Below are 19,433 nucleotides of genomic sequence, written 5' to 3' on the forward strand. Positions count from 1 at the left end.
GTGTGCCGTGGCGACGTTAGGCCACGACCTCGCCGGTGGTTTCGTAGGTGGCGATCTTGCCGATGCGGCGAATGTGGCGCTCGACATTGGAAAACGGCTCGGACAAGAAGGCCTCGATGATGCCGGTGGCTTCCACCAACGAGTGCTGGCGACCGCCGACCGCCACGACGTTGGCGTCGTTGTGTTCGCGGGCCAGGCGCGCAGTGTCGAGGTTCCAGGCCAGTGCGGCGCGGATGCCCACGACCTTGTTGGCGGCGATCTGCTCTCCGTTGCCCGAGCCGCCCAACACGATGCCCAGCGAGTCCAGGCCGGCGGCCCGGTCGGCAACAACGGCAAGGGCAGCATTGATGCAGAAGGAGGGGTAGTCGTCCTCGGCGTCGTATGCGGTGGGACCGTGGTCGACCATCTCGTAGCCCTTGGCGCGGAGGTGTTCGATGAGGTGGGCGCTGAGCTCGAGGCCTGCGTGGTCGGTGGCAATGTGAACGCGCATGTGTTGTGTCCTTAGACCGTGGAGGGGGAAGATGCAGGCACAAGCCTAGCCCCGGGTGCAGCATGGCACTAAGTCTATGACCCGCCGGTCGCCGGCGATCCACCACGATGACGAAGCCGAAACCCGCAAGGCGAGCGAGTGCGGGGGTGCGGCCGCTAGATGAAGTGCGGCCCCCGCCCGCCCAACCGAAGCAGGCCGGAGACCATCGAGCGCGCGGTCAGGACGCTGGTGGCGGGGTTGGCCGGGTCCGGGAAATTCTCGATCGCGAACCTGTAATTCCCGCCGTGCCCGCGCATCTCGATCACATGGCTGGTCAGCGTCGCGCCCGGATCGGCAACGATGTCAACGCGGACCAGGCCCATGTCCCCGGCCGCCAGCCCCAGCGCCGCCGCAACGTTGATGTTGGAGGGAAAATGCCGGACGGCATCGGCCACGGAACCGCCAAAGACGTGGCGGGGCACGCCCGCGGCCCCCGCCGCGGCAATCGATTCCCGCAGTTCATCCGCCAGTCCCGGGTGCAACAGTGCCGCCGGCGCCTTGCGCGTGCCCAGGGCGATGCGCTCGATGGTCCCCGCCGAGGCACGGATGAGGTCCAGCCCGCCGATGGCGCCGGTGGACAGGTGGCAGCGTCCGGGCCCTTCGTCCAGTAACGTGGCGCGCAGCCTGTCATCGACGAGCGCCCCCAGGGAGGCGACGAGCAGGTCGGTGCCCGCCCCGAGAATCCCGGGGCCATAGGTGCGCACCGCCGCCGGGGAGGCGCATTCAACAATGACATCGGCCCGTTCCGTGGCGCTTTCCAGATCCATCACCGAAACCCCGTGCCCATCAGGACCAGCCACGCGGGTCGCTCCGGCCCGGCCCTCCAGCGCGGCCCGGTCAAGCACCCCGAGCACCCGCACGTCCTGCGCATGCGGCGCCAGCATCCGGTGGACAGCCCGGCCGATTGCGCCATATCCCAGAAGAACCACATCAATTCCCATGTCATCCATCAAACCAGTCCCGCGCCACTTGCGGCACCGTGGGGTGTTGGTGAGACAATAGGCACACTGTTCAAGGCTTGTTTCACACTCCGGTGCCGCCCCGCAATCCACACCGCCGCGGCGCCACGCCGGGTGGCAGGCCCGAAACACCAAGATTTTCGCCACCGGCAACCATCGAAAGGCGCGTCAGCGACCATGCCAGGAATGAACCTCACCCGCGAAGAGGCCCGCACCAGGGCCGCATTGATCACCGTCCACTCCTACGACGTCGAGCTGGACCTGACCGGGTCGGACACGGTCTTCTCCTCGCGCACCACCGTCCGCTTCTCCGCCGCCGAGGGCGCGGAATCCTTCATCGACGCCGTCACCGATGCCGTCCGCTCGGTGAACCTCAACGGCACCGAGCTGGACCCGGCCGAGGTCTCCGACGGCGTGCGCATCGCCCTGCCGGGCCTCGCCGCGGAGAACACCCTGGTCATCGACGCCGATGCGCTCTACATGAACACCGGCGAGGGGCTGCACCGGTTCGTGGACCCGGTGGATGACGAGGTGTACCTCTACTCGCAGTTCGAGGTGCCCGATTCCCGGCGCATGTTCGCGGTCTTCGAGCAGCCCGACCTGAAGGCCACCTTCGCGTTCACGATCACCGCACCCGCGCACTGGGACGTCATCTCCAACGCCGCCACCCCGGTGCCGGTCGACGCCCGCGACGGCGCCAGGACGTGGGCCTTCGCGCCGACGGCCCGCATCTCCTCGTACATCACGGCGCTCATCGCCGGCCCGTACCAATGCGTCCGCTCCGAGCTGACCAGCAGCGACGGACGGGTGATCCCGCTGGGCGTCTTCGCCCGCGCCTCGCTCATGGAGCACCTGGACGCGGAGAACATCTTCACGCTCACCCGCCAGGGCTTCGAGTTTTTCGAGAAGCAGTTCGGCACCCCGTACCCGTTCGAAAAGTACGACCAGCTCTTCGTGCCGGAGTTCAACGCCGGGGCCATGGAAAACGCCGGGGCGGTGACGTTCCTGGAGTCCTATGTGTTCAGGTCCCGTCCCACCGATGCCATGGTCGAACGCCGTGCCATCACGGTGCTGCATGAACTGGCCCACATGTGGTTCGGCGACCTGGTGACCATGCGCTGGTGGAACGACCTCTGGCTCAACGAGTCCTTCGCCGAGTTCATGTCGACGCTCGCCGCCGCGCAGAACACCGAGTTCACCTCCTCGTGGACCACCTTCAACATCCTGGAGAAGAACTGGGCCTACCGCCAGGACCAGCTGCCCTCAACCCACCCGATCGTCGCCGAGATCCGCGACCTCGAGGACGTGCAGGTCAACTTCGACGGGATCACCTACGCCAAGGGCGCCTCGGTGCTGCGCCAACTGGTCGCCTGGGTCGGCCAGGAGGAATTCATGGCCGGGGTGCGCAGCTACTTCGCCAAGCACGCCTGGTCCAACACCGAGCTGCCGGACTTGATGCGCGAGCTTGAGGCCTCTTCCGGCCGCGACCTGTCAGAGTGGTCGAAGCTGTGGCTGGAAACCGCCGGCGTCAACACGCTGCGCGCGGTGATCTCCACCGACGATGCGGGACTGATCACCGATTTCTCCATCACCCAGACCGCAGTCGCCGAACACCCGGTGATCCGCCCGCACCGCCTGGCCGTGGGCTTCTACGACCTGGACGCCGCCGGGTCGCTCATCCGCGTGCACCGCGAGGAACTCGACGTGGCCGGCCCCACCACTGCCGTCCCGGCCTTGGTGGGGCGCAAGCGACCGGCGCTGGTGCTGGTCAATGACGACGACCTGGCCTATGCCAAGATCCGGCTGGACGGGCAGTCGCTGGCCACCGCCACCGCACACCTGAAGGACTTCGAACAATCACTGCCGCGCACCTTGGTCTGGGGCGCTGCCTGGGACGCGGTCCGCGACGCCGAGACCCCTGCCCGCGCCTATCTGGAGCTGGTGCTGGGCAACATCGGGCACGAAACCGATTCCACCGTCATCATGGTGCTGCTGCGCCAGCTGAATACAGCCCTTGACTACTACGTCGACCGCATGGGAGCCCCGGCGGCGCGCCTTGCCGCCGCCGACCGGCTCTGGGAGCTGGCACGGGCGGCGGAAGCAGGCTCCGACGCACAGCTGCAATTTGTCGGCGCCTTCGCCCACCTGGCGCACACCGGCCCACAGCTCGACGCCGTGGCCGCGCTGCTCTCGGGCGAGCTTGTGCTGGAGGGGCTGGAGGTGGATGCGGAGATGCGCTGGGACCTGCTGACCTCCCTGTCCGCCGGCGGTCGCGCCGACGCCGGGGCCATCGCGGCGGAGCTGGAACGCGATGCCACCTCCACCGGGCAGCTGTCCGCCCACACGGCGCGGGCCGCCATGCCCACCCCCGAGGCCAAGCGTGCGGCCTGGGATGCGGTGATCGGCGGAAAGCTCTCTAACCTCGAACAGCGCGCCGCCATCACCGGCTTCAACCACGTGCACGATCCCGCCCTGATCGCCGGCTACGTCGAGGAGTACTTCGACGTAGCCGGCACGGTGTGGGAAACGAAGAGTTACGAGATTGCCCAGCAGATCGTCACCGGGCTCTACCCTGCGGCGCAAACCACCCCGGAAACGCTGGCCAAGACCGACGCGTTCCTGCATTCGCTGGGCGAGGACTCCCCCGCCCTGCGACGGCTGGTCATCGAAAGCCGCGATGCGGTGGTCCGCGCGCTTGCAGCCCAGGCGGCCGACGCCTAGCGCCACCGAGGCCGCGGAAACTCGGGTGGATGCCGGTGCGTCATGTGCACCGGCATCCCCCGCCTGCGGCGAGAATGGAGTCATGAACCTGGCCCTGCACAACTATCGCGTTGACATTTCCTGGACCGGCAACCGCGGCCAAGGGACCTCCGGGTACCGCAGCTACGGACGCGACCACGTCATCCGCGCCGCCGGCCTGCCCGACCTGCCCGGCACCGCCGACCCGACCTTCCACGGGGACAAGGACCGCTGGAACCCGGAGCAGCTGCTGCTTGCCGCCCTGTCCCAGTGCCACATGCTTTCCTATCTGCACGTGGCGGTGAAGCACTCCGTGGTGGTGACCGGCTACACCGACGCTGCCGCCGGGGTGCTGCGGCTGAACCGCGACGGCAGCGGGGAGTTCCTCGAGGCGACCCTCGCCCCGCGCGTGGCACTGCAGGACGAATCCCAGCGCGAACTTGCCGACTCGCTTCATGCGGCGGCCAACGCCGTCTGCTTCATCGCCCGCAGCGTGAATTTCCCGGTGCACCACGCCCCGGTGCCCCCGGGCGCCTGAACCATGGACGGGAGGCAGGCGCATTCGGCCCTTGACCTGCTCACCGCCAGGCTGCTGCCGCATATCGTGGACGGCAAGGCAACGGCGGCACAGGCCTACATGAAGACCACGCAGCCCTTCCTGGGCGTTCCGGTCCCCGAGGTGCGCCGCATCGCGCGCGACTTCGCCCGGGAGACGGGTGCCGCAAGTGCCGCGGACCGCCTGGCACTTGCCACCGAGCTCTTCTCCGAGGCCACGCACCGGGAACACTGGTACGCCGCCCAGGAGATCTGCGCCGCCGCATCCTGCCGAGGGCGCCTGGAATTCCTGCCGCTGTATGAGCGGATGGTCACCGAGGGCGCCTGGTGGGACATCGTCGACGGTTGTTCGCGGCGCTACGGGGAGCTGCTGCGCGCCCATCCGGAAACCATCGGCCCGATGATGCGCGAGTGGTCCCGGGACGCCAATGGGTGGAAGCGCCGCCAATCCATGATCTGCCAGCTGCACCTGGGTGAACACACCGACACCGACCTGCTCGATGACGCCCTGGCAGCCAACCTGGACGACACGTGGTTCTTCATTCGCAAGGCACTGGGCTGGGCGCTGCGGCAATACGGCAAGACCGACCCCGCCTGGGTAAGGTCCTGGGTCGACGCACACCGGGCCCGGATGAGCCCGCTGTCCATCCGCGAGGCGCTCAAGCACCTGGGCGAAACGCCGTAGCCTGCCCGTGGCCCGTCGGCGGCGTTCTCACGCCCTGCGCGAAAGCCCGGCGGACGGCACCGCTTCCACGGGATAATGGGCGTTGAAGGGTCCCGGGCCTCAGCCGGGAACTGAAAGGACACCACCGCCGTGAACGCGAACCACCCGGAACAAGATTCCACCCCCAAGCCGGTCCTGTTGCCGGCCGGCCAGAGCCTCGGCAAGCCCGTGGCGCAATTGCGCCCGGTGGGCGCCTCGCTCAGTGCCAGCCTGCCCGAGGGCCGCCTGACGCCAAACGACGACCACGACCCAAGCCAGTACGAGGGCACCTTCTACGCCCAGGTCGGCGGCCGGGAGACGTTCCGCAAGCTGGCGGAGAAGTTCTATGAATCGGTCGGCGAGGACGCGGAATTCCGTGCCATGTACCCGGAGACCGACCTGCGCCCGGCGACCATGCGCCTGCAATTGTTCCTGGAGCAGTACTGGGGCGGCCCCACGACCTATTCCGAGCGCCGTGGCCACCCGCGCCTGCGCATGCGGCACGTGCCGTACACCATCAATTCGCACAACCGCGACGTCTGGCTGCACCACATGCGCATCGCCGTGGATTCCCTTCAGCTGCCGCCGTTGCAGGCAGACACGCTCTGGGACTACTTCGACCGTGCTGCGCATTCGCTGATGAACGCGCCTGACGAGGCGCCGGGGTGCCCGGCCGGCGCCCAGTCCACCTAGCCCAGGACGCCGCCCTGGCGTGCCACCACGTGCCCGCCGCCGCTGCTCAGGCGCAGCCACTGCCCGGAGGCAAAGAGCGTGGAGGTGGCCCCCGCACGCAGGAACCCCAGCGCATGCGCGCCGAAGGCCATGCCCAGCGGCATCGGCGTCTGGACACCCTGAACGGGTGAGGACCAGATGCGGGCGCGCACGGTCTTGAGCACCGGCTTGCCGGCATTCTCCGGCAGGGCCTGGGCCACCACGCCGATCCCCCGCATCGCCTCGACCAGCAGCGCATCGTCCTCGAGCGTCTCTCGCTGTTCCCAGCCGCCGCGTGGAACCTGCTGGCCCGCCCACGATGCCTGGACCTCCGCGGGGGGAATCGACATCTCCAGCGAGGTCCCGCCCATGCGGGCCAGCCGGTCGGTCAACGCGGAGATGGCAAAGACCCCGCCGGCCTCGGCGGGGCGTCCCAGGCGCACCGCGCGCATCCCCAGCACGGTGGGTACCGAGTCCCCCAGGAACTCGGGATAGAGCACCGGGACGTAGAGCGCCAACGCGCTGCCGGCGGCCTGGATCAGCACCGCTCCGTCCTCGATCGAGCGTGCGCGGGAGAAAAACGTAGCCAGGTCCGCGACGGTTTCCTGGTCCTCGAGTACAACGGTTTCACTTGCCATGCCTTCATACTTTCATGTCCCGCACCGCTGGACTCAATGCCGTTGCCCGCGCCGACGCATGCCGGAACACGGCAGCTGCCTCCCGCCGGAGGTTACGGCGAACCCGCCGCGGGGGCGATAGTGTCTTAGCAGATCAATATTCCTGGCCCTTAGGAGCAGACACGTGAGCACCAACGACACCACGACGCAGAAGCTGATTGAGCTGCTGGAGCTCAGCGGGGACCCCGAGGCCCGCACCGACGAGGACATCTTCGTGGGCCACACCCCGCCACAGGCGCGCAACAGGGTCTTTGGGGGCCAGGTGCTGGGGCAATCGGTCATGGCCGCGTCCAAGACCATCGCCGGGGACCGCCCGATCCATTCCATGCACGGTTACTTCCTGCGCGCCGGGGATGCTGCCCTGCCCATCACCTTCGGGGTGCAGCGGCTGCGTGACGGCAGGTCGTTCTCCGCCCGCCGGGTGCACGCGTACCAAAACGGCGTGCCGATCCTGTCGATGATCGCATCCTTCCAGACCCCCTCGGAGGGGCTCGACCACCAGGACACCATGCCCGAAGGCATCCCGGATCCCGATTCGCTGCCCACCACCGCCGAGCTCATCGGAGACCTCGACCATCCGGTCGCGCAGGAGTACGCGTTCAACCGGCCCTTCGACATCCGATACATCAGCGAACCGCTGTACTTCAAGGGACCGCGGGACCGACGGGCGGTGAACGCCGTCTGGATGAAGACGACGGCCCCGATGCCCGACGACGATGCCATGCACCGCGCCGCGCTCGCCTATGCCAGCGACTACACGCTGCTGGAACCGGTGCTGCGCCGCCACGGACTGACCTGGATCGCCCCGGGCATGTCGGTGGCGAGCCTGGACCACGCCATGTGGTGGCACCGCCCGTTCCGCGTGGATCAGTGGCTGCTCTATGTGCAGGAATCCCCCAGCGCCTCCGGTGCCCGCGGACTGGCCACGGGCAGGATCTTCAACCGCGAGGGCCAGCTGGTGGCCACCGTCGCCCAAGAGGGCATGGTGCGCATTCCGGAGGAAGGCTAGCGACGCGGCTACACCAAGAAGGGGCAGGCGGTGCGGATGAATTTTCATCCGCACCGCCTGCCCCTCTTTGCGGGCCGGGTCCCGGGATACCCCGGGCCGAAGCCCTGGCGACTGCTAGTCGCGGGTCAGTCGACGGTGCGTGACGCGGTGCGGCTTGGCAGCTTCCGGACCCAGGCGTTCGACCTTGTTTGCCTCGTAAGACTCGAAGTTGCCCTCGAACCAGTACCAGTTGGACGGGTTCTCGTCGGTGCCCTCGTAGGACAGAATGTGGGTGGCCACACGGTCCAGGAACCAACGGTCGTGTGACACGACCACTGCGCAACCCGGGAATTCGAGCAACGCGTTTTCCAGCGAGCCGAGGGTTTCGACGTCGAGGTCGTTGGTCGGTTCGTCAAGGAGCAACAGGTTGCCGCCCTGCTTGAGGGTCAGTGCGAGGTTCAGGCGGTTGCGCTCACCACCGGAGAGCACACCTGCCTTCTTCTGCTGATCCGGACCCTTGAAGCCGAAGGCCGAAACGTAGGCACGCGAGGGAACCTCGACCTGGCCGACCTGAATGTAGTCGTTTCCCTCGGAAACCACTTCCCACAGCGACTTTTCCGGGTCGATGCCGCCACGGTTCTGGTCAACGTAGGAGATCTTGACGGTGTCGCCGACCTTGAGTTCACCGGAGTCGATCGGTTCCATGCCCACGATGGTCTTGAACAGGGTGGACTTGCCCACGCCGTTGGGGCCGATGACACCCACGATGCCGTTGCGCGGCAACGAGAAAGTAAGGTTGTCGATCAACACACGGTCGTCGAAGCCCTTCTTCAGGTTATTGGCCTCGATGACAACCGAGCCCAATCGTGGGCCCGCCGGGATCTGAATCTCCTCGAAGTCGAGCTTTCGAGTGCGTTCGGCTTCCGAAGCCATTTCCTCGTACCTAGCCAGACGGGCCTTCGACTTGGTCTGGCGGCCCTTGGCATTGGAGCGAACCCATTCGAGTTCCTCGCTCAGTCGTTTGGCAAGCTTCTGGTCCTTCTTGCCCTGGACCTCGAGGCGCTCGCGCTTCTTTTCCAGGTAGGCCGAGTAGTTGCCTTCGTAGGCGTGCAGGCGACCGCGGTCGACTTCACAGATCCACTGGGCCACGTGGTCCAGGAAGTACCGGTCGTGGGTCACGGCCAGAACGGCACCGTGGTACGCGGACAAATGCTGCTCGAGCCACAACACGGACTCGGCGTCAAGGTGGTTGGTGGGCTCATCGAGGAGCAACAGGTCTGGCTTCTGCAGCAACAGCTTGCACAGCGCCACGCGGCGTCGTTCACCACCGGAAAGGTGGGACACCTCGGAGTCTCCCGGCGGGCACTGCAAGGCATCCATGGCCTGCTCGAGCTGGGAGTCAATATCCCAGGCATCGGCACTGTCAATGGCTTCTTGCAGGTGGCCCATTTCTTCGAGCAACGCGTCGAAGTCGGCACCGTCCTGGGCCATCTCCTCAGAGATCTCGTTGTACCGGGTGATCTTTTCGTAGATCTCCCCAACGCCTTCCTGGACGTTGCCCAAGACCGTCTTTTCCTCATTCAGCGGCGGTTCCTGCAACAGGATTCCTACGCTGTATCCCGGGCTGAGGCGTGCCTCGCCGTTGGAAGGTATATCCAGCCCTGCCATGATCTTAAGGATCGTCGACTTGCCAGCACCGTTCGGTCCAACCACGCCAATTTTTGCGCCTGGGTAGAAGGACATGCTGACATCGTCGAGGATGACTTTGTCGCCAACGGCCTTGCGAGCCTTGGTCATCGTGTAAATGAATTCCGCCATGCCATCAAGGCTAGTGCCTCGGAGAGTCTTACTCCCAATTATCGCGCCCGGTTTAAGCCGAGGGGGCATGTTCCTGCCCACATCCGGCGGCCACGGCGCCAATGCGCCGTGGCCGTCCACACGTTCGTCGACTTTTGTGCCCGGGGACGCTAGGCAGCCTCCGTGTCCGCGCCCTGCCCCGAGTCCGGCCAGCCGGTCACCGGGAACTCGCTGTTCGACTCCTCGGGCTCCCTCTCCGCCTTGCCGTGACGGAGGTGCTGCTCGGTGTTGTCGTCTCCCCCTGCGCGCCTGACTCTTTCAAAGCGGCTGACCCCGAACCGCAGGTCGTGGCCAAGCGCCATGGCATCGATGTCCACGCTGAATCCACGCGTTCCGTCCTGACGGTCGTATTCGCGGACCTGCATCTTGCCGTAGACCACCACATGGTCGCCCATGTGAATGCTGGCAAGCATGTTGGTGGCCATGGCACGAAAGCAGGAGACGGTGTACCAATTGCTGTGCACGTCGTTCCATTGCCCTGTCTCGGGGTCCTGCCTCCGCTCGTTGCTGACCAGGCGAAACTTTGCAATGAGCGTGCCGCTGCTCCCCCCGCTCGGGCGGGGTTCGGTTCCCACCACACCGCGCAACGTAATGTGGTCCGTCATGGTGCACTCCAATGTTCGGCTCTGGGCAAGTACTTCTTGCCCCGTCACCCAAGCTTGGTGTCGCTATCGCGCCGCCAGGCAGCGAGGGGTCGGTGCTGTGGACAAGTGGCTGGAGGGATTGAAATGGTTTCCCGCCCGCGATGTTTGTGTGGGGAACTGAGCGGGTGACCTCGCAACCCGATGGACAGGGGCATAGCGCTGGGCCACCGGCGACAGCATCGCTTTCGCACTATGCCCCGAGGCGGCTTCGTTGAATCGCACTGGTCGCGGAAGACCGGCCTTCACCTCCCCGGAGCAGACCCCGCGCCGTCTAGAGTCATTGACTCACTAGGCCGTAAGCGTGTCCTGCCCCTATCGGTATTCCAGCTGGTGCCATAGCATGGCCAAATGCCAGACAACTATGCATCGGTCCCGTTACGTGAACTCAATAATGGCGCCTTCATGCCATCCATCGGCTTGGGCACGTGGCCGCTGGATGACATCCAGGCCGGAGCAGCAGTAGCCCACGCGTTGGATGCCGGATACCGGCTCATTGACACCGCGGAAAACTACGGCAACGAGGAAGGCATCGGCGAGGGCATCGGCTCGACGTCGGTTCCCCGTGAGGAATTGTTCATCACTTCCAAGTTCAATGTGCAGTGGCATTCCGTCCAGGGCGTGCAGGACGCCTGGGAGAACAGCTGCAAGCGGCTGGGCATGGAATACCTTGACTTGTTCCTGATCCACTGGCCCAATCCGCAGGAGGGAAATTACGTCCAGGCCTGGGAGGGCTTGGTCAAGCTGCTGAAGCGCGGCAGGGTCCGGGCCATCGGCACGTCGAACTTCACGGTCGGGCAGCTACAGGAACTGATGGACGCCACCGGCGTGGTTCCGGACGTCAACCAGGTACAGCACTCGCCGTTTTGGCTCAACGACGAACGGCTGGCCTTCCACGCCAAACACGGGATACTCACCGAAGGCTGGGCTCCGCTTGGCCGTGGAAAGCACGACCTTCTCAGCTCTGCACCGGTGCTCGCTGCGGCCGAGGATCACCGTGTCACTCCGGCGCAGGCCGTGTTGCGCTGGCAAATCGAGCGCGGCGTCGTGCCCATTCCCAAGACCTCAAGCCCCGAGCGACTGGCCGAAAACCTCGATGTCTTTGCGTTCAACCTCTCCCCCGAGGAGATCAAGGCCATTGACGCGTTGGACGGCACCGCCGATGAGCCGGCCGATCCAATGAGTTTCGGGCACTAGTCCACTCGCTGCGGCCTCGGGGTCAGCCCCGGGACCGCAGTGGCCTTTGGCGTGATCAGCAACGTCACGAACAGGATTCCCGCCACGAGGATGAAGGCATTGAGCACCCCGTAGTGTTCGCCGAGGAAGCCCAGCACCGGCGGCCCCACAAGCATGGATGAGTAGCCGAAGACTGCAACAATGCCCACGCGACGCGGCCCATCGGTTGGGTGGGCCGCGGCCACGCTCATGCCAACAGGGAAACCGAGGGATCCACCCAAGCCCCACAGGACTGCGCCGGTGAAAACGGCCCAGGGGGCCGGGGCCAGGATGAACAGCACGATGCCGGCCAGCCCAAGCAGGCCCATGAACACCAGAACCCTTTTGTGGCCGATCCGGTCGATCAGCGGTCCGCCGAAAATGCGTCCTGCGGTCATGGCGGCGACGAACGCGCCGAAGACCAGCGCCCCGGAGGCCTCGCTGAATCCGTGGTCGTCGACGGAGGCAATGGTGAGCCAGTCGTTGGCCGTGCCTTCGGCAAAGGCCAGCCCGGCGACCATGAGCCCGATCAGCATCAGGTGTCCATCGCGGAAGATGCCGGTGAAGCGCTGCCACCACGTCGCGGCGCGGACAGCAACTTCGCCGCCACGGGCTGCTGGCGGTTCAAGCCCCGACACGTTGCGGACGAAGTAGAGGCCCAGACCCATGATCAGAACGCCGACGATGGTGAAGTTCCACATTACGTTGATCCCTATGCCTGCCGCACCGGCGCCCAAGACCGCTCCGATGATGGTTCCGAAACTGAAGAACGCGTGCATCAGCGGCAAGAGTGTCTTGCCCTGGGAACGTTCGACCGCCGCTCCGTCGACGTTCATCATCACGTCGGTGGTGCTAAAAACGAAGCCGTAGAGGACGAGGATCGTCATGGCGCCCACGGTACTGCCGAGCATTTCGGTCACTGTTCCCAGGACTGCCAGCGCCGCGCCCAGAATGAGCAGGCCCAGCATGATGCCGCGGCGGATACCCAGTCGTGCCAGGATACCTGGAGCGAAGGCCAACCCTCCGATGGATCCAATGGCCAGGGCAAACAGCAGGATACCAACGTCAGAGGTTGAAAGATCGAGCTCCATCCGGACCGCCGGAAGCCGGGCAACCCACGTCGCAAACGCGAAACCGCACAAAAAGAAGATGCCAAAGATGGAGTTGCGCCAGGCGGTGTGGCTTGGCGTTGGGTCCACTTCGACGGTTGCTTCGGATTGGCGCGGCAATGGCATTCTTTCGGCTTTGAAACTGTGGCTTCGGACGGTGTCGGTCTTTTATCGCCCGCAGAGGTTGACTGCTATTTCATCATACGTCCGGAGTAATTGTTTTTCACGGCCCCACGCTCGTTCAAAACGCAGTATCGCCATCGGTGAAATATCGGCCCGGCCCGTGTTTGGGCTATGATTCTTGTGCCCGCCTCCGTAGCTCAGTGGATAGAGCAACAGCCTTCTAATCTGTCGGTCGCGCGTTCGAATCGCGCCGGGGGCACACATACGAGGCGGTCTTGACTAGGTACTTACCGAGTCAAGACCGTTCTTCGTTCCAGGAGAATTGATTCGATCTGCGGGATTCCGTTTGGGCCAACTGGACGTTGACCGGTCTTACGGGCCCTCGGCCGAATCTCCCCGACGCTTACTTGGCCGGCTTCTCAGGCATGGTGGATTCCCCCGACCCGGTGGGCGCCGTCCCATATCATCACCCGCGGCCCGGTCACCGGTTCGTCCGCAGTTATGGCAACATACCGGGCGCGGACCCTGGCTTCCGCGTGCAGGTCCTCGGGCAAGGATTCCACCGTCAACGGGTCCGGCCAATTCGAGAAAGTCAGCTGGCGACCGTCGAATGGACCGCCGCGCAACACAACCTGAACAGTTGTCATCGTCGACCCCCGGCCCTTGGAGCTGCTGCGTCGGAACCGCAGGTCGCCAGCCAATGCGACCCCGCGACCTGGCCAACGTCGACCTGAACGGGCTCGCGGATTTTCATCGTCTTGTCCTCAATCGCTTGTTGGCTCCCACGCGGGCGGTTGCCGCGGCAACCCCAGCTTCACGCAGCCGGTTGAATTCCGCAAGAGGCAGCTTCGTCGCCTAGATCGGGAGCCGCCCGCCGGATTTGAGGTTCTTCATGACAATGGTGCTCGTGAGCTTTTCCACGCCAGGCAATGTCACCAGTACATCATCATAAAAGCGTTGGTACGCCGGCAAGTCTACGGCCATGACCCGCAACAAGAAGTCCGGTTCCCCAAAGAGCCGCTGGGCGTCGATGATTTGGCCGATCTTGCCGACCTCGTATTCGAAGTCCTTCATGGTCAGCCGGTCCTTCAGCGTGACAAAAACCAGCGCCTCGAACGCGAGGTTCACCTTCGCGGGATCCACGTCGGCCCGATAGCCGCGGATGACGCCACTGTTTTCCAATTCTCGCAACCTCCGGTGGCAGGGAGCCAAGGTGAGACCCACCTCCTCCGCCAAGGCAGTGGCGGTCATGCGCCCGTCGTCCTGCAGGCGCCGCAGGATTGCCCGGTCGATTCCGTCCATGTGACAGCTCCATTCGCTTGTTTTCTCGATCAACCGTGATGGTCGCGCTATATTCTTGCTCTCAACCAAACATAGCAGGAGATTTCTTGTTCATTCGTGATGAATTGCGCGAGAACTGGCAAGCACATTTCGTCGTTTTCTTCCTAAGCTTGCCGGTAGATTCCCAGCAGGAAAGAGATTCGGTCATGGACCTTCAAGTCATCTACGGCTTTATCGCAGTGTCCTTCGCCCTGGCCATGACGCCAGGTGCCGACTGGGCGTACGCCATTTCCGCGGGTCTCGGCCGCCACCGGGTCTCGTCCGCGGTTGCCGGCTTGTGCAGCGGATACGTCTTTCACACACTGCTCATTGTTGGCGGAATGGCAGCCCTGATCGCCGGTCTGCCGCAGCTGCTTTCCTGGCTCACGCTCATCGGCGCCGCCTACCTTCTCTGGCTGGGCATCAGCACCTGCCGCTCTTGGCGAAAGGCCGGCTTCACCGCCGAAGAAAGCCCCGCTCGGGAGCCACTCGGCGCGGACCTCGATCCGTCGGAGCCAGCGGGTACGCACAGCGGAGCAGGCACGCTCTTGCAGGTAAAGGTCTCCGCGGCAAGCACGACCACGAGCGGGCAACGCTTCTTCGGCCCTGCCTTCTTCCGTGGACTGGGAACCAGCGGCACCAACCCCAAGGCGCTGCTGCTCTACCTGGCGCTGATCCCACAGTTCATCCACGCGGATGCCGCATTGCCGGTCCCGGCGCAAACCGCCATCCTGGGCACCAGCCATATGGTGCTTTCGCTGTTCATCTACACTGGTGTCGCCCTGGGTGCCAGGGCGTTGTTGCGCCAGCGCCCCACCGCGGCACGATTTATCACCTTGGCCAGCGGACTGGTCATGATCGCGCTGGGTCTGGTGCTGCTCATCGAGCAAGTTCCCACTTTGTGGGGCTCGATCCAGATGCTGGTGGTACTGCTCGGGGGCTGACCCCATTCGACGCACAAGCTCGAAGTCGAACGATTTGCGTAACCCGGATAGGGTTCATAGGGACGACCGCAATCGACGAACGGCAAAACGCATGCGAAAGCTTCTGACCGTCCTGGCACTGGGTGCCATGCTGCTGATCGGCGGCGCACCCGCTGCCCAAGCCGCCGCGGCGACCGACATCGTTGTCGAGGACACCGCCGGGACGCTGGATTTGGACACGCTGTTCCCGGCCATCGAAGAGATCGATTTCAACGAACCGACCAAGGTCGCCATTTACACCCGCAACGGTGAATTCAGCGACAACCTCAACGAGGAAGTGCTGCGCTTCGCGCGCGAGAACCACCCCGAATGGCTCAGCCCGGATAAGCAAAAATGGGCCGACTCGCTGTTCCTTTTCGCCCTCGATCCGATGGGTAGGCAGGTGGGAACCTACTTCGGCGAAGATCGCAAGGTCTCCCCCGGCCAGCGCGACGACATCCAGGCAGCCACCAAGGACTTGTTCAGCGAGGCCCAGTGGACCGAGGGAACGGTGGCCGGGATCGAGCGTGCCGCTCAAATGATGAACCGGCCATGGTACGAATCACCAAGGCTGTATGCCTGGAGCGGCGTCATACTCGTCGTTGGCGGCATCAGCACTGGCAGCACCCTGTACGTGCGCAGGACCTACCGGAAACGTTCCGCAAAGGCTCTGGGCGCGGGCAATGCGAGTTACGCGAATGTAAGCATGGACCTCGAAGTCACCGAACTGAACGCCAAGACCATCGGCAGCGACTCCCGGTACGGAAGTCTGGTGCTGGAGAAATACCGCGGCTTTTCCTCCGCCTACAACCAGCTCGCCGAACAAAGCAACAAGGCCAATGGCCTGGAGACAAAATTACACGTTCGCAAGCAGACGGCGCAGTTCCTGGAAAAGTACGCGGCGAACGCCTCGGAGCTGGACCGGATGGATGACGTGATCGCCGATACCAACATGCTCTTGAACATGGGCTCGGGCTGGGCGGGAGCCTGGGAGCGGCAGCTCGCACCGCTTCGGGAGGACCTTGCCGAAATCGAAGAACTGCTCAGCCACAAGGATGCCGCCCCGGAGGCCCCGTCGGCGATGGCATTGCGCCGATTCAAGTCCATGACAGCGGCCGAGGCGGAAAAGTGGGCGGCGGGGCTCCAAGCGGGCAACCTGGACCCGGAGGACGCCCTGGACAAGATCGCCGCTGCCCGGCAGGAGCTGACCGGGCTGCTCAAGGATCACTCCGAGGCCGTGATCGCCAAGTACGCGAAAACCACCAAGGAAGCCAAGCTCATGCGCGAGGCGATGCGAACTCCGAAGGCACCCGACACCAGGAGATCCTCGAGCCACAGCATCCTTGGAACCGTGTACCCGTCCAACAGGTTCTGGTCGGTCGTCGGATTCACCTCGGGTTTCCGCTCCGGCCAGTCCAGCGTCCAGGAATCCCGCAGCGCAAGTTCGTCCTCAGGCGGAAGCACCGGCTACGGATCCAGCGGCGGCAGTTTCTCCGGGTCGGGTTCCTCGTCGCGTTTCTAGTCTTTGGCCCCTCGAGGGCCCTCAGATAACAAGCGGGCTGCCGGCCGGAATGTTTCCGATCGGCAGCCCGCTTGCTTGGCCCGCAAAGGCCGGGACGGTGAGTTACTTGCCGGGGACGACAAGCTTCGGGGCACCGGCACGCGCCGCCTCGAAGCGGGCCGAAACATCGGCCCAGTTCACGATGTTCCAGAAAGCCTTCACGTAATCGGCCTTCACATTCACGTAATCCAGGTAGAACGCGTGCTCCCACATGTCCAACATCAACAACGGAGTCGTCGCCACCGGCACGTTGCCCTGCTGGTCATACAACTGCTCGATGACCAACTGGCCACCCAGGCCCTCAAAGCCCAGCAACGCCCAACCCGAACCCTGCAGGCTCATCGCCGCGGCCGTGAAGTGCGCACGGAAAGCGTCAAAGGAACCAAACGCGTCGTCAATCGCCGCAGCCAACTCGCCCTCGGGCTTGTCCCCGCCCTCCGGGGAAAGGTTGTTCCAGAAGATCGAGTGGTTCGTGTGACCACCCAAGTGGAACGCCAGGTCCTTGGACAACTTCGGAACGTTCCCGAACTCGCCCTTCTCCCGCGCCTCGGCCAGCTGCTCCAACGCCGTGTCCGCACCGGCCACATAGGCAGCATGGTGCTTCGAGTGGTGCAGCTCCATGATCCGCGCCGAAATGTTCGGCTCCAAGGCCGCGTAATCGTACTGCAGCTCAGGCAAGGTATAAATAGCCAAAATGACTCCTCAACTCATGTTTCGGTGAAAAACCGGACCCGGGTTTTCCCGGGGACGGTCAAGCGATGAGCCTGGTGTGCTCACCGATGCTGTGGTAGCCGCGCCGGTGGTACACCAGCGGGGCAGCGGTGGATTGGCCGGGGATGACCTCGAGCACCGAAGCGACGACGACCGTGGCCGGTCCGGCGGCAACCCGCGATTCGATGGTGCACCGCATCGCGACACCCACCCCGTGGATCAGGGGTTCCCCGGTGGGCAGCTGTTCCCACCCTGCCAGTTTCGAGAAGCGCTCCTCGCCGGGTGTGGCGAACAAGGTTGCCACATCGGCGTTGGGCTCCGTCAAGAAGTGGACCACGATGTGCTCGGCGTCCAGGATCACTTCGGCGGAGCCCGATCGCTGCGCAATGTTGAACGCCAGGTAGGCCGGTTCGGCCGAAACGGAGATCAAGGATGAGGCAGTGATTCCAACAGGTCCGCAGTGGCCGGTGGCCGTCACCACGGCAACGCCCGCCGGATGGTTTCCAAAGGCGAGGCGAAATTGATCCGCGATCGTGGCGGCTGGAATGTGGGTTTGCACGGCGGGTCCAGGTTCCTCTCGTCATGCGGGGCGCCCGCACGGGTGCGGCGGGCTTGGTCCAACTACTCCCCCACGCTAGAACCTCAACCTTGGTTGAGGTCAAATTCCGTGTCCTCCCGGAACAACGTCGCGCCTCCAAGACCGTCGGCCAATCGGTCATTGGGGTTGACGAATCCGCATTCGGCCAGCGACAGGCAACCACAGCCGATGCAGCCACCCAACCCGTCCCGCAACGACTGCAACTGGTGGATCCGCTCCTGCAAGTCGTCCCTCCAGGCCGCGGAAACAGCTTGCCAGTCCTCCTTGCGTGGCGTTCCGTCAGCGGGCAGCCCGGCGAAGAGTTCGGCGATTGACCGAAGCGGGATGCCGGCGCGCTGGGCGGCACGAATCACTGCCACGCGGCGCAGCACGCTTCGGTCGAACCGCCGCTGGTTACCCGTGGTTCGCCAGGAAGAAATCAGCCCTTCGCGCTCGTAGTAGTGCAGCGCCGAGACTGCAACGCCTGACCTGTCAGCCAGCTGCCCCACGGACAGATCCTGCGACGTTCCATCACCCGTATCCATGCCACCATTCTGCCTGCCGTCCACCGTTCGCGACCACATCGGCTGAGGCGCGGCAGTCGAAGGCTTCAGGCGTTGAAGCGATGCATGGTTGATGAATCGGGCCAAACGGTACGCTCGAGCCCGATGCCGCGGCGACGGTTTTTGGCCAGGCGTCGGGTGGTGGCCAACACTTTTGTGACCGGCGACCAAGACTTTTGAACAGTGTTCAAGTATTGTCATTCGTAACGCAACCGCGACGCGAATCCACGCACCGCAGCGCCACCATCTCGAATCGACAGGAACACCCAACCATGACGACCTCCAGCCCGCGCATCGACGCGCACACCCCTGCCCGGATCGGCGCCCGCGATCTCGCCCTGGTCTCGGTCTTTGCCGCGCTCATCGCCGTGCTCACCCTGGTTCCGGCCGTCCCGGTGGGAGCCCTTGGCGTGCCGATCACCTTGCAGACCATGGGCGTGGCACTCACCGCATTGATCCTCGGCTCGCTGCGCGGCGGCTCGGCCGTGGGCCTGTACCTGCTGGTGGGGCTGGCCGGAGTGCCGATCTTTGCCAAGTTCTCCGGCGGCTTGGGTTCGCTCGCCGCACCCAGCGCCGGATACCTGCTCGCCTTCCCCCTTGCCGCCCTGGTCACCGGCGCGCTCGCCACGCTGGTGCTGCGCAGGGTCACCCGCCGGCGCTTCGTCTGGCTGTTCCTCTCGGCCATGTGCGGCTCGATCCTGGTGATCCACCCGCTGGGCATCCTGGGCATGAGCTTGAACGCGCAGATCCCGCTGGGCCAGGCCTTCATCCTGGACATGGCCTACTGGCCCGGAGACGTCGTGAAGAACCTGCTGGCCGCTGCCATCGCGGTCAGCGTCTTCAAGGCCTTCCCGTCCTTCGCCCGCCGCCGCTTCAACGCATAGAATGCCGGCTGCGCCAGCAGCGCAATTCGATCCACACCACCAGCAGGGA

At 64.8% G+C, this 19,433-nt stretch carries 19 protein-coding genes and 1 tRNA gene; 10 read left to right on the plus strand and 10 right to left on the minus strand.

Annotated features, from left to right (window positions below):
- Positions 1 to 16: 16 nt before the first annotated feature.
- Together OIU93_RS05590 and OIU93_RS05595 are read right to left on the minus strand one after the other, a co-directional pair.
- Positions 17 to 490, minus strand: coding sequence for a ribose-5-phosphate isomerase (locus OIU93_RS05590; RefSeq protein ID WP_264269095.1), 474 nt, complete (start codon positions 488 to 490; stop codon positions 17 to 19).
- Between the two features lie 155 nt (positions 491 to 645).
- Positions 646 to 1,470 carry an aspartate dehydrogenase domain-containing protein gene (locus OIU93_RS05595; RefSeq protein WP_264269096.1) on the minus strand — a complete coding sequence of 275 codons (825 nt, stop codon included), beginning with the start codon at positions 1,468 to 1,470 and terminating at the stop codon, positions 646 to 648.
- 195 nt (positions 1,471 to 1,665) lie between these two features.
- Here OIU93_RS05595 and pepN point away from each other — a divergent pair, with 195 nt between their 5' ends.
- The 4 genes from pepN to OIU93_RS05615 all read left to right on the plus strand — a co-directional run bounded on the left by pepN (position 1,666) and on the right by OIU93_RS05615 (position 6,178).
- Positions 1,666 to 4,209: an aminopeptidase N gene (pepN, locus tag OIU93_RS05600; RefSeq protein ID WP_264269097.1), complete on the plus strand. Its 2,544-nt coding sequence runs from the start codon at positions 1,666 to 1,668 to the stop codon at positions 4,207 to 4,209.
- Between the two features lie 82 nt (positions 4,210 to 4,291).
- On the plus strand, positions 4,292 to 4,765 hold the full coding sequence (locus tag OIU93_RS05605) for an OsmC family protein (RefSeq protein WP_264269098.1): 474 nt from the start codon (positions 4,292 to 4,294) through the stop codon (positions 4,763 to 4,765).
- A 3-nt stretch (positions 4,766 to 4,768) separates the two neighbouring features.
- The gene (locus OIU93_RS05610; protein WP_264269099.1) at positions 4,769 to 5,467 is read left to right on the plus strand and encodes a DNA alkylation repair protein; all 699 of its coding nucleotides are present in this window, start codon (positions 4,769 to 4,771) and stop codon (positions 5,465 to 5,467) included.
- Between the two features lie 129 nt (positions 5,468 to 5,596).
- On the plus strand, positions 5,597 to 6,178 hold the full coding sequence (locus tag OIU93_RS05615) for a globin (protein ID WP_310287826.1): 582 nt from the start codon (positions 5,597 to 5,599) through the stop codon (positions 6,176 to 6,178).
- Here OIU93_RS05615 and OIU93_RS05620 read toward each other — a convergent pair.
- A complete protein-coding gene (locus OIU93_RS05620; protein ID WP_264269100.1) occupies positions 6,175 to 6,834 on the minus strand; it encodes a hypothetical protein in 660 nt (219 codons plus the stop codon). The two genes, OIU93_RS05615 and OIU93_RS05620, sit on opposite strands and share 4 nt — an antisense overlap.
- A gap of 163 nt (positions 6,835 to 6,997) precedes the next feature.
- On the opposite strand from OIU93_RS05620, the gene OIU93_RS05625 reads away from it, so the two are divergent.
- Positions 6,998 to 7,882: an acyl-CoA thioesterase II gene (locus OIU93_RS05625; protein WP_264269101.1), complete on the plus strand. Its 885-nt coding sequence runs from the start codon at positions 6,998 to 7,000 to the stop codon at positions 7,880 to 7,882.
- 114 nt (positions 7,883 to 7,996) lie between these two features.
- Here OIU93_RS05625 and ettA read toward each other — a convergent pair whose 3' ends face one another.
- Positions 7,997 to 9,679: an energy-dependent translational throttle protein EttA gene (gene ettA / locus OIU93_RS05630; RefSeq protein WP_264269102.1), complete on the minus strand. Its 1,683-nt coding sequence runs from the start codon at positions 9,677 to 9,679 to the stop codon at positions 7,997 to 7,999.
- A gap of 149 nt (positions 9,680 to 9,828) precedes the next feature.
- A complete protein-coding gene (locus OIU93_RS05635) occupies positions 9,829 to 10,323 on the minus strand; it encodes a single-stranded DNA-binding protein (protein WP_264269103.1) in 495 nt (164 codons plus the stop codon).
- 387 nt (positions 10,324 to 10,710) lie between these two features.
- On the opposite strand from OIU93_RS05635, the gene OIU93_RS05640 reads away from it, so the two are divergent.
- The gene (locus tag OIU93_RS05640; RefSeq protein ID WP_264269104.1) at positions 10,711 to 11,556 is read left to right on the plus strand and encodes an aldo/keto reductase; all 846 of its coding nucleotides are present in this window, start codon (positions 10,711 to 10,713) and stop codon (positions 11,554 to 11,556) included.
- Here OIU93_RS05640 and OIU93_RS05645 read toward each other — a convergent pair.
- Positions 11,553 to 12,773 (minus strand): MFS transporter, encoded by a 1,221-nt coding sequence (locus OIU93_RS05645; protein ID WP_264269105.1) that lies wholly within the window; start codon positions 12,771 to 12,773, stop codon positions 11,553 to 11,555. The two genes, OIU93_RS05640 and OIU93_RS05645, sit on opposite strands and share 4 nt — an antisense overlap.
- 219 nt (positions 12,774 to 12,992) lie before the next feature.
- On the opposite strand from OIU93_RS05645, the gene OIU93_RS05650 reads away from it, so the two are divergent.
- Positions 12,993 to 13,065: transfer RNA gene (locus OIU93_RS05650), tRNA-Arg, on the plus strand.
- 596 nt (positions 13,066 to 13,661) lie between these two features.
- Here OIU93_RS05650 and OIU93_RS05655 read toward each other — a convergent pair.
- Positions 13,662 to 14,108, minus strand: a complete 447-nt coding sequence (locus tag OIU93_RS05655) for an Lrp/AsnC family transcriptional regulator (RefSeq protein WP_264269106.1) — start codon at positions 14,106 to 14,108, stop codon at positions 13,662 to 13,664.
- 185 nt (positions 14,109 to 14,293) lie between these two features.
- Here OIU93_RS05655 and OIU93_RS05660 point away from each other — a divergent pair, with 185 nt between their 5' ends.
- Complete coding sequence (locus tag OIU93_RS05660; protein ID WP_264269107.1) at positions 14,294 to 15,070, plus strand: LysE family translocator; 777 nt, start codon at positions 14,294 to 14,296, stop codon at positions 15,068 to 15,070.
- Positions 15,071 to 15,161: 91 nt separating this feature from the next.
- Entirely contained in the window at positions 15,162 to 16,610 is a 1,449-nt protein-coding gene (locus tag OIU93_RS05665) for a DUF5129 domain-containing protein (RefSeq protein WP_264269108.1), read from the plus strand.
- Between the two features lie 102 nt (positions 16,611 to 16,712).
- Here the strand turns inward: OIU93_RS05665 and OIU93_RS05670 are convergent, their stop codons facing one another.
- The 3 genes from OIU93_RS05670 to soxR form a co-directional block, all read right to left on the minus strand.
- The gene (locus OIU93_RS05670) at positions 16,713 to 17,342 is read right to left on the minus strand and encodes a superoxide dismutase (protein WP_264269109.1); all 630 of its coding nucleotides are present in this window, start codon (positions 17,340 to 17,342) and stop codon (positions 16,713 to 16,715) included.
- 58 nt (positions 17,343 to 17,400) lie between these two features.
- Positions 17,401 to 17,919, minus strand: a complete 519-nt coding sequence (locus OIU93_RS05675) for a flavin reductase family protein (protein ID WP_264269110.1) — start codon at positions 17,917 to 17,919, stop codon at positions 17,401 to 17,403.
- An 83-nt stretch (positions 17,920 to 18,002) separates the two neighbouring features.
- A complete protein-coding gene (gene soxR, locus OIU93_RS05680) occupies positions 18,003 to 18,482 on the minus strand; it encodes a redox-sensitive transcriptional activator SoxR (RefSeq protein ID WP_264269111.1) in 480 nt (159 codons plus the stop codon).
- Between the two features lie 290 nt (positions 18,483 to 18,772).
- On the opposite strand from soxR, the gene OIU93_RS05685 reads away from it, so the two are divergent.
- Entirely contained in the window at positions 18,773 to 19,384 is a 612-nt protein-coding gene (locus OIU93_RS05685; protein ID WP_264269112.1) for a biotin transporter BioY, read from the plus strand.
- The last annotated feature ends 49 nt before the right edge of the window (positions 19,385 to 19,433 follow it).

This window comes from Paeniglutamicibacter sp. ZC-3 (genome assembly GCF_025847175.2).
GTDB lineage: Bacteria > Actinomycetota > Actinomycetes > Actinomycetales > Micrococcaceae > Paeniglutamicibacter > Paeniglutamicibacter sulfureus.

What these genes read in the sequence shown, in the direction of transcription:
- OIU93_RS05605 (WP_264269098.1), top strand. Translation starts at nt 4,292, where the DNA reads ATGAACCTGGCCCTGCACAACTATCGCGTTGACATTTCCTGGACCGGC.
- OIU93_RS05590 (WP_264269095.1), bottom strand. Translation starts at nt 490, where the DNA reads ATGCGCGTTCACATTGCCACCGACCACGCAGGCCTCGAGCTCAGCGCC.
- OIU93_RS05685 (WP_264269112.1), top strand. Translation starts at nt 18,773, where the DNA reads ATGACGACCTCCAGCCCGCGCATCGACGCGCACACCCCTGCCCGGATC.
- OIU93_RS05655 (WP_264269106.1), bottom strand. Translation starts at nt 14,108, where the DNA reads ATGGACGGAATCGACCGGGCAATCCTGCGGCGCCTGCAGGACGACGGG.
- OIU93_RS05640 (WP_264269104.1), top strand. Translation starts at nt 10,711, where the DNA reads ATGCCAGACAACTATGCATCGGTCCCGTTACGTGAACTCAATAATGGC.
- OIU93_RS05620 (WP_264269100.1), bottom strand. Translation starts at nt 6,834, where the DNA reads ATGGCAAGTGAAACCGTTGTACTCGAGGACCAGGAAACCGTCGCGGAC.
- OIU93_RS05595 (WP_264269096.1), bottom strand. Translation starts at nt 1,470, where the DNA reads ATGGGAATTGATGTGGTTCTTCTGGGATATGGCGCAATCGGCCGGGCT.
- OIU93_RS05665 (WP_264269108.1), top strand. Translation starts at nt 15,162, where the DNA reads ATGCGAAAGCTTCTGACCGTCCTGGCACTGGGTGCCATGCTGCTGATC.
- ettA (WP_264269102.1), bottom strand. Translation starts at nt 9,679, where the DNA reads ATGGCGGAATTCATTTACACGATGACCAAGGCTCGCAAGGCCGTTGGC.
- soxR (WP_264269111.1), bottom strand. Translation starts at nt 18,482, where the DNA reads ATGGATACGGGTGATGGAACGTCGCAGGATCTGTCCGTGGGGCAGCTG.
- OIU93_RS05660 (WP_264269107.1), top strand. Translation starts at nt 14,294, where the DNA reads ATGGACCTTCAAGTCATCTACGGCTTTATCGCAGTGTCCTTCGCCCTG.
- OIU93_RS05610 (WP_264269099.1), top strand. Translation starts at nt 4,769, where the DNA reads ATGGACGGGAGGCAGGCGCATTCGGCCCTTGACCTGCTCACCGCCAGG.
- pepN (WP_264269097.1), top strand. Translation starts at nt 1,666, where the DNA reads ATGCCAGGAATGAACCTCACCCGCGAAGAGGCCCGCACCAGGGCCGCA.
- OIU93_RS05635 (WP_264269103.1), bottom strand. Translation starts at nt 10,323, where the DNA reads ATGACGGACCACATTACGTTGCGCGGTGTGGTGGGAACCGAACCCCGC.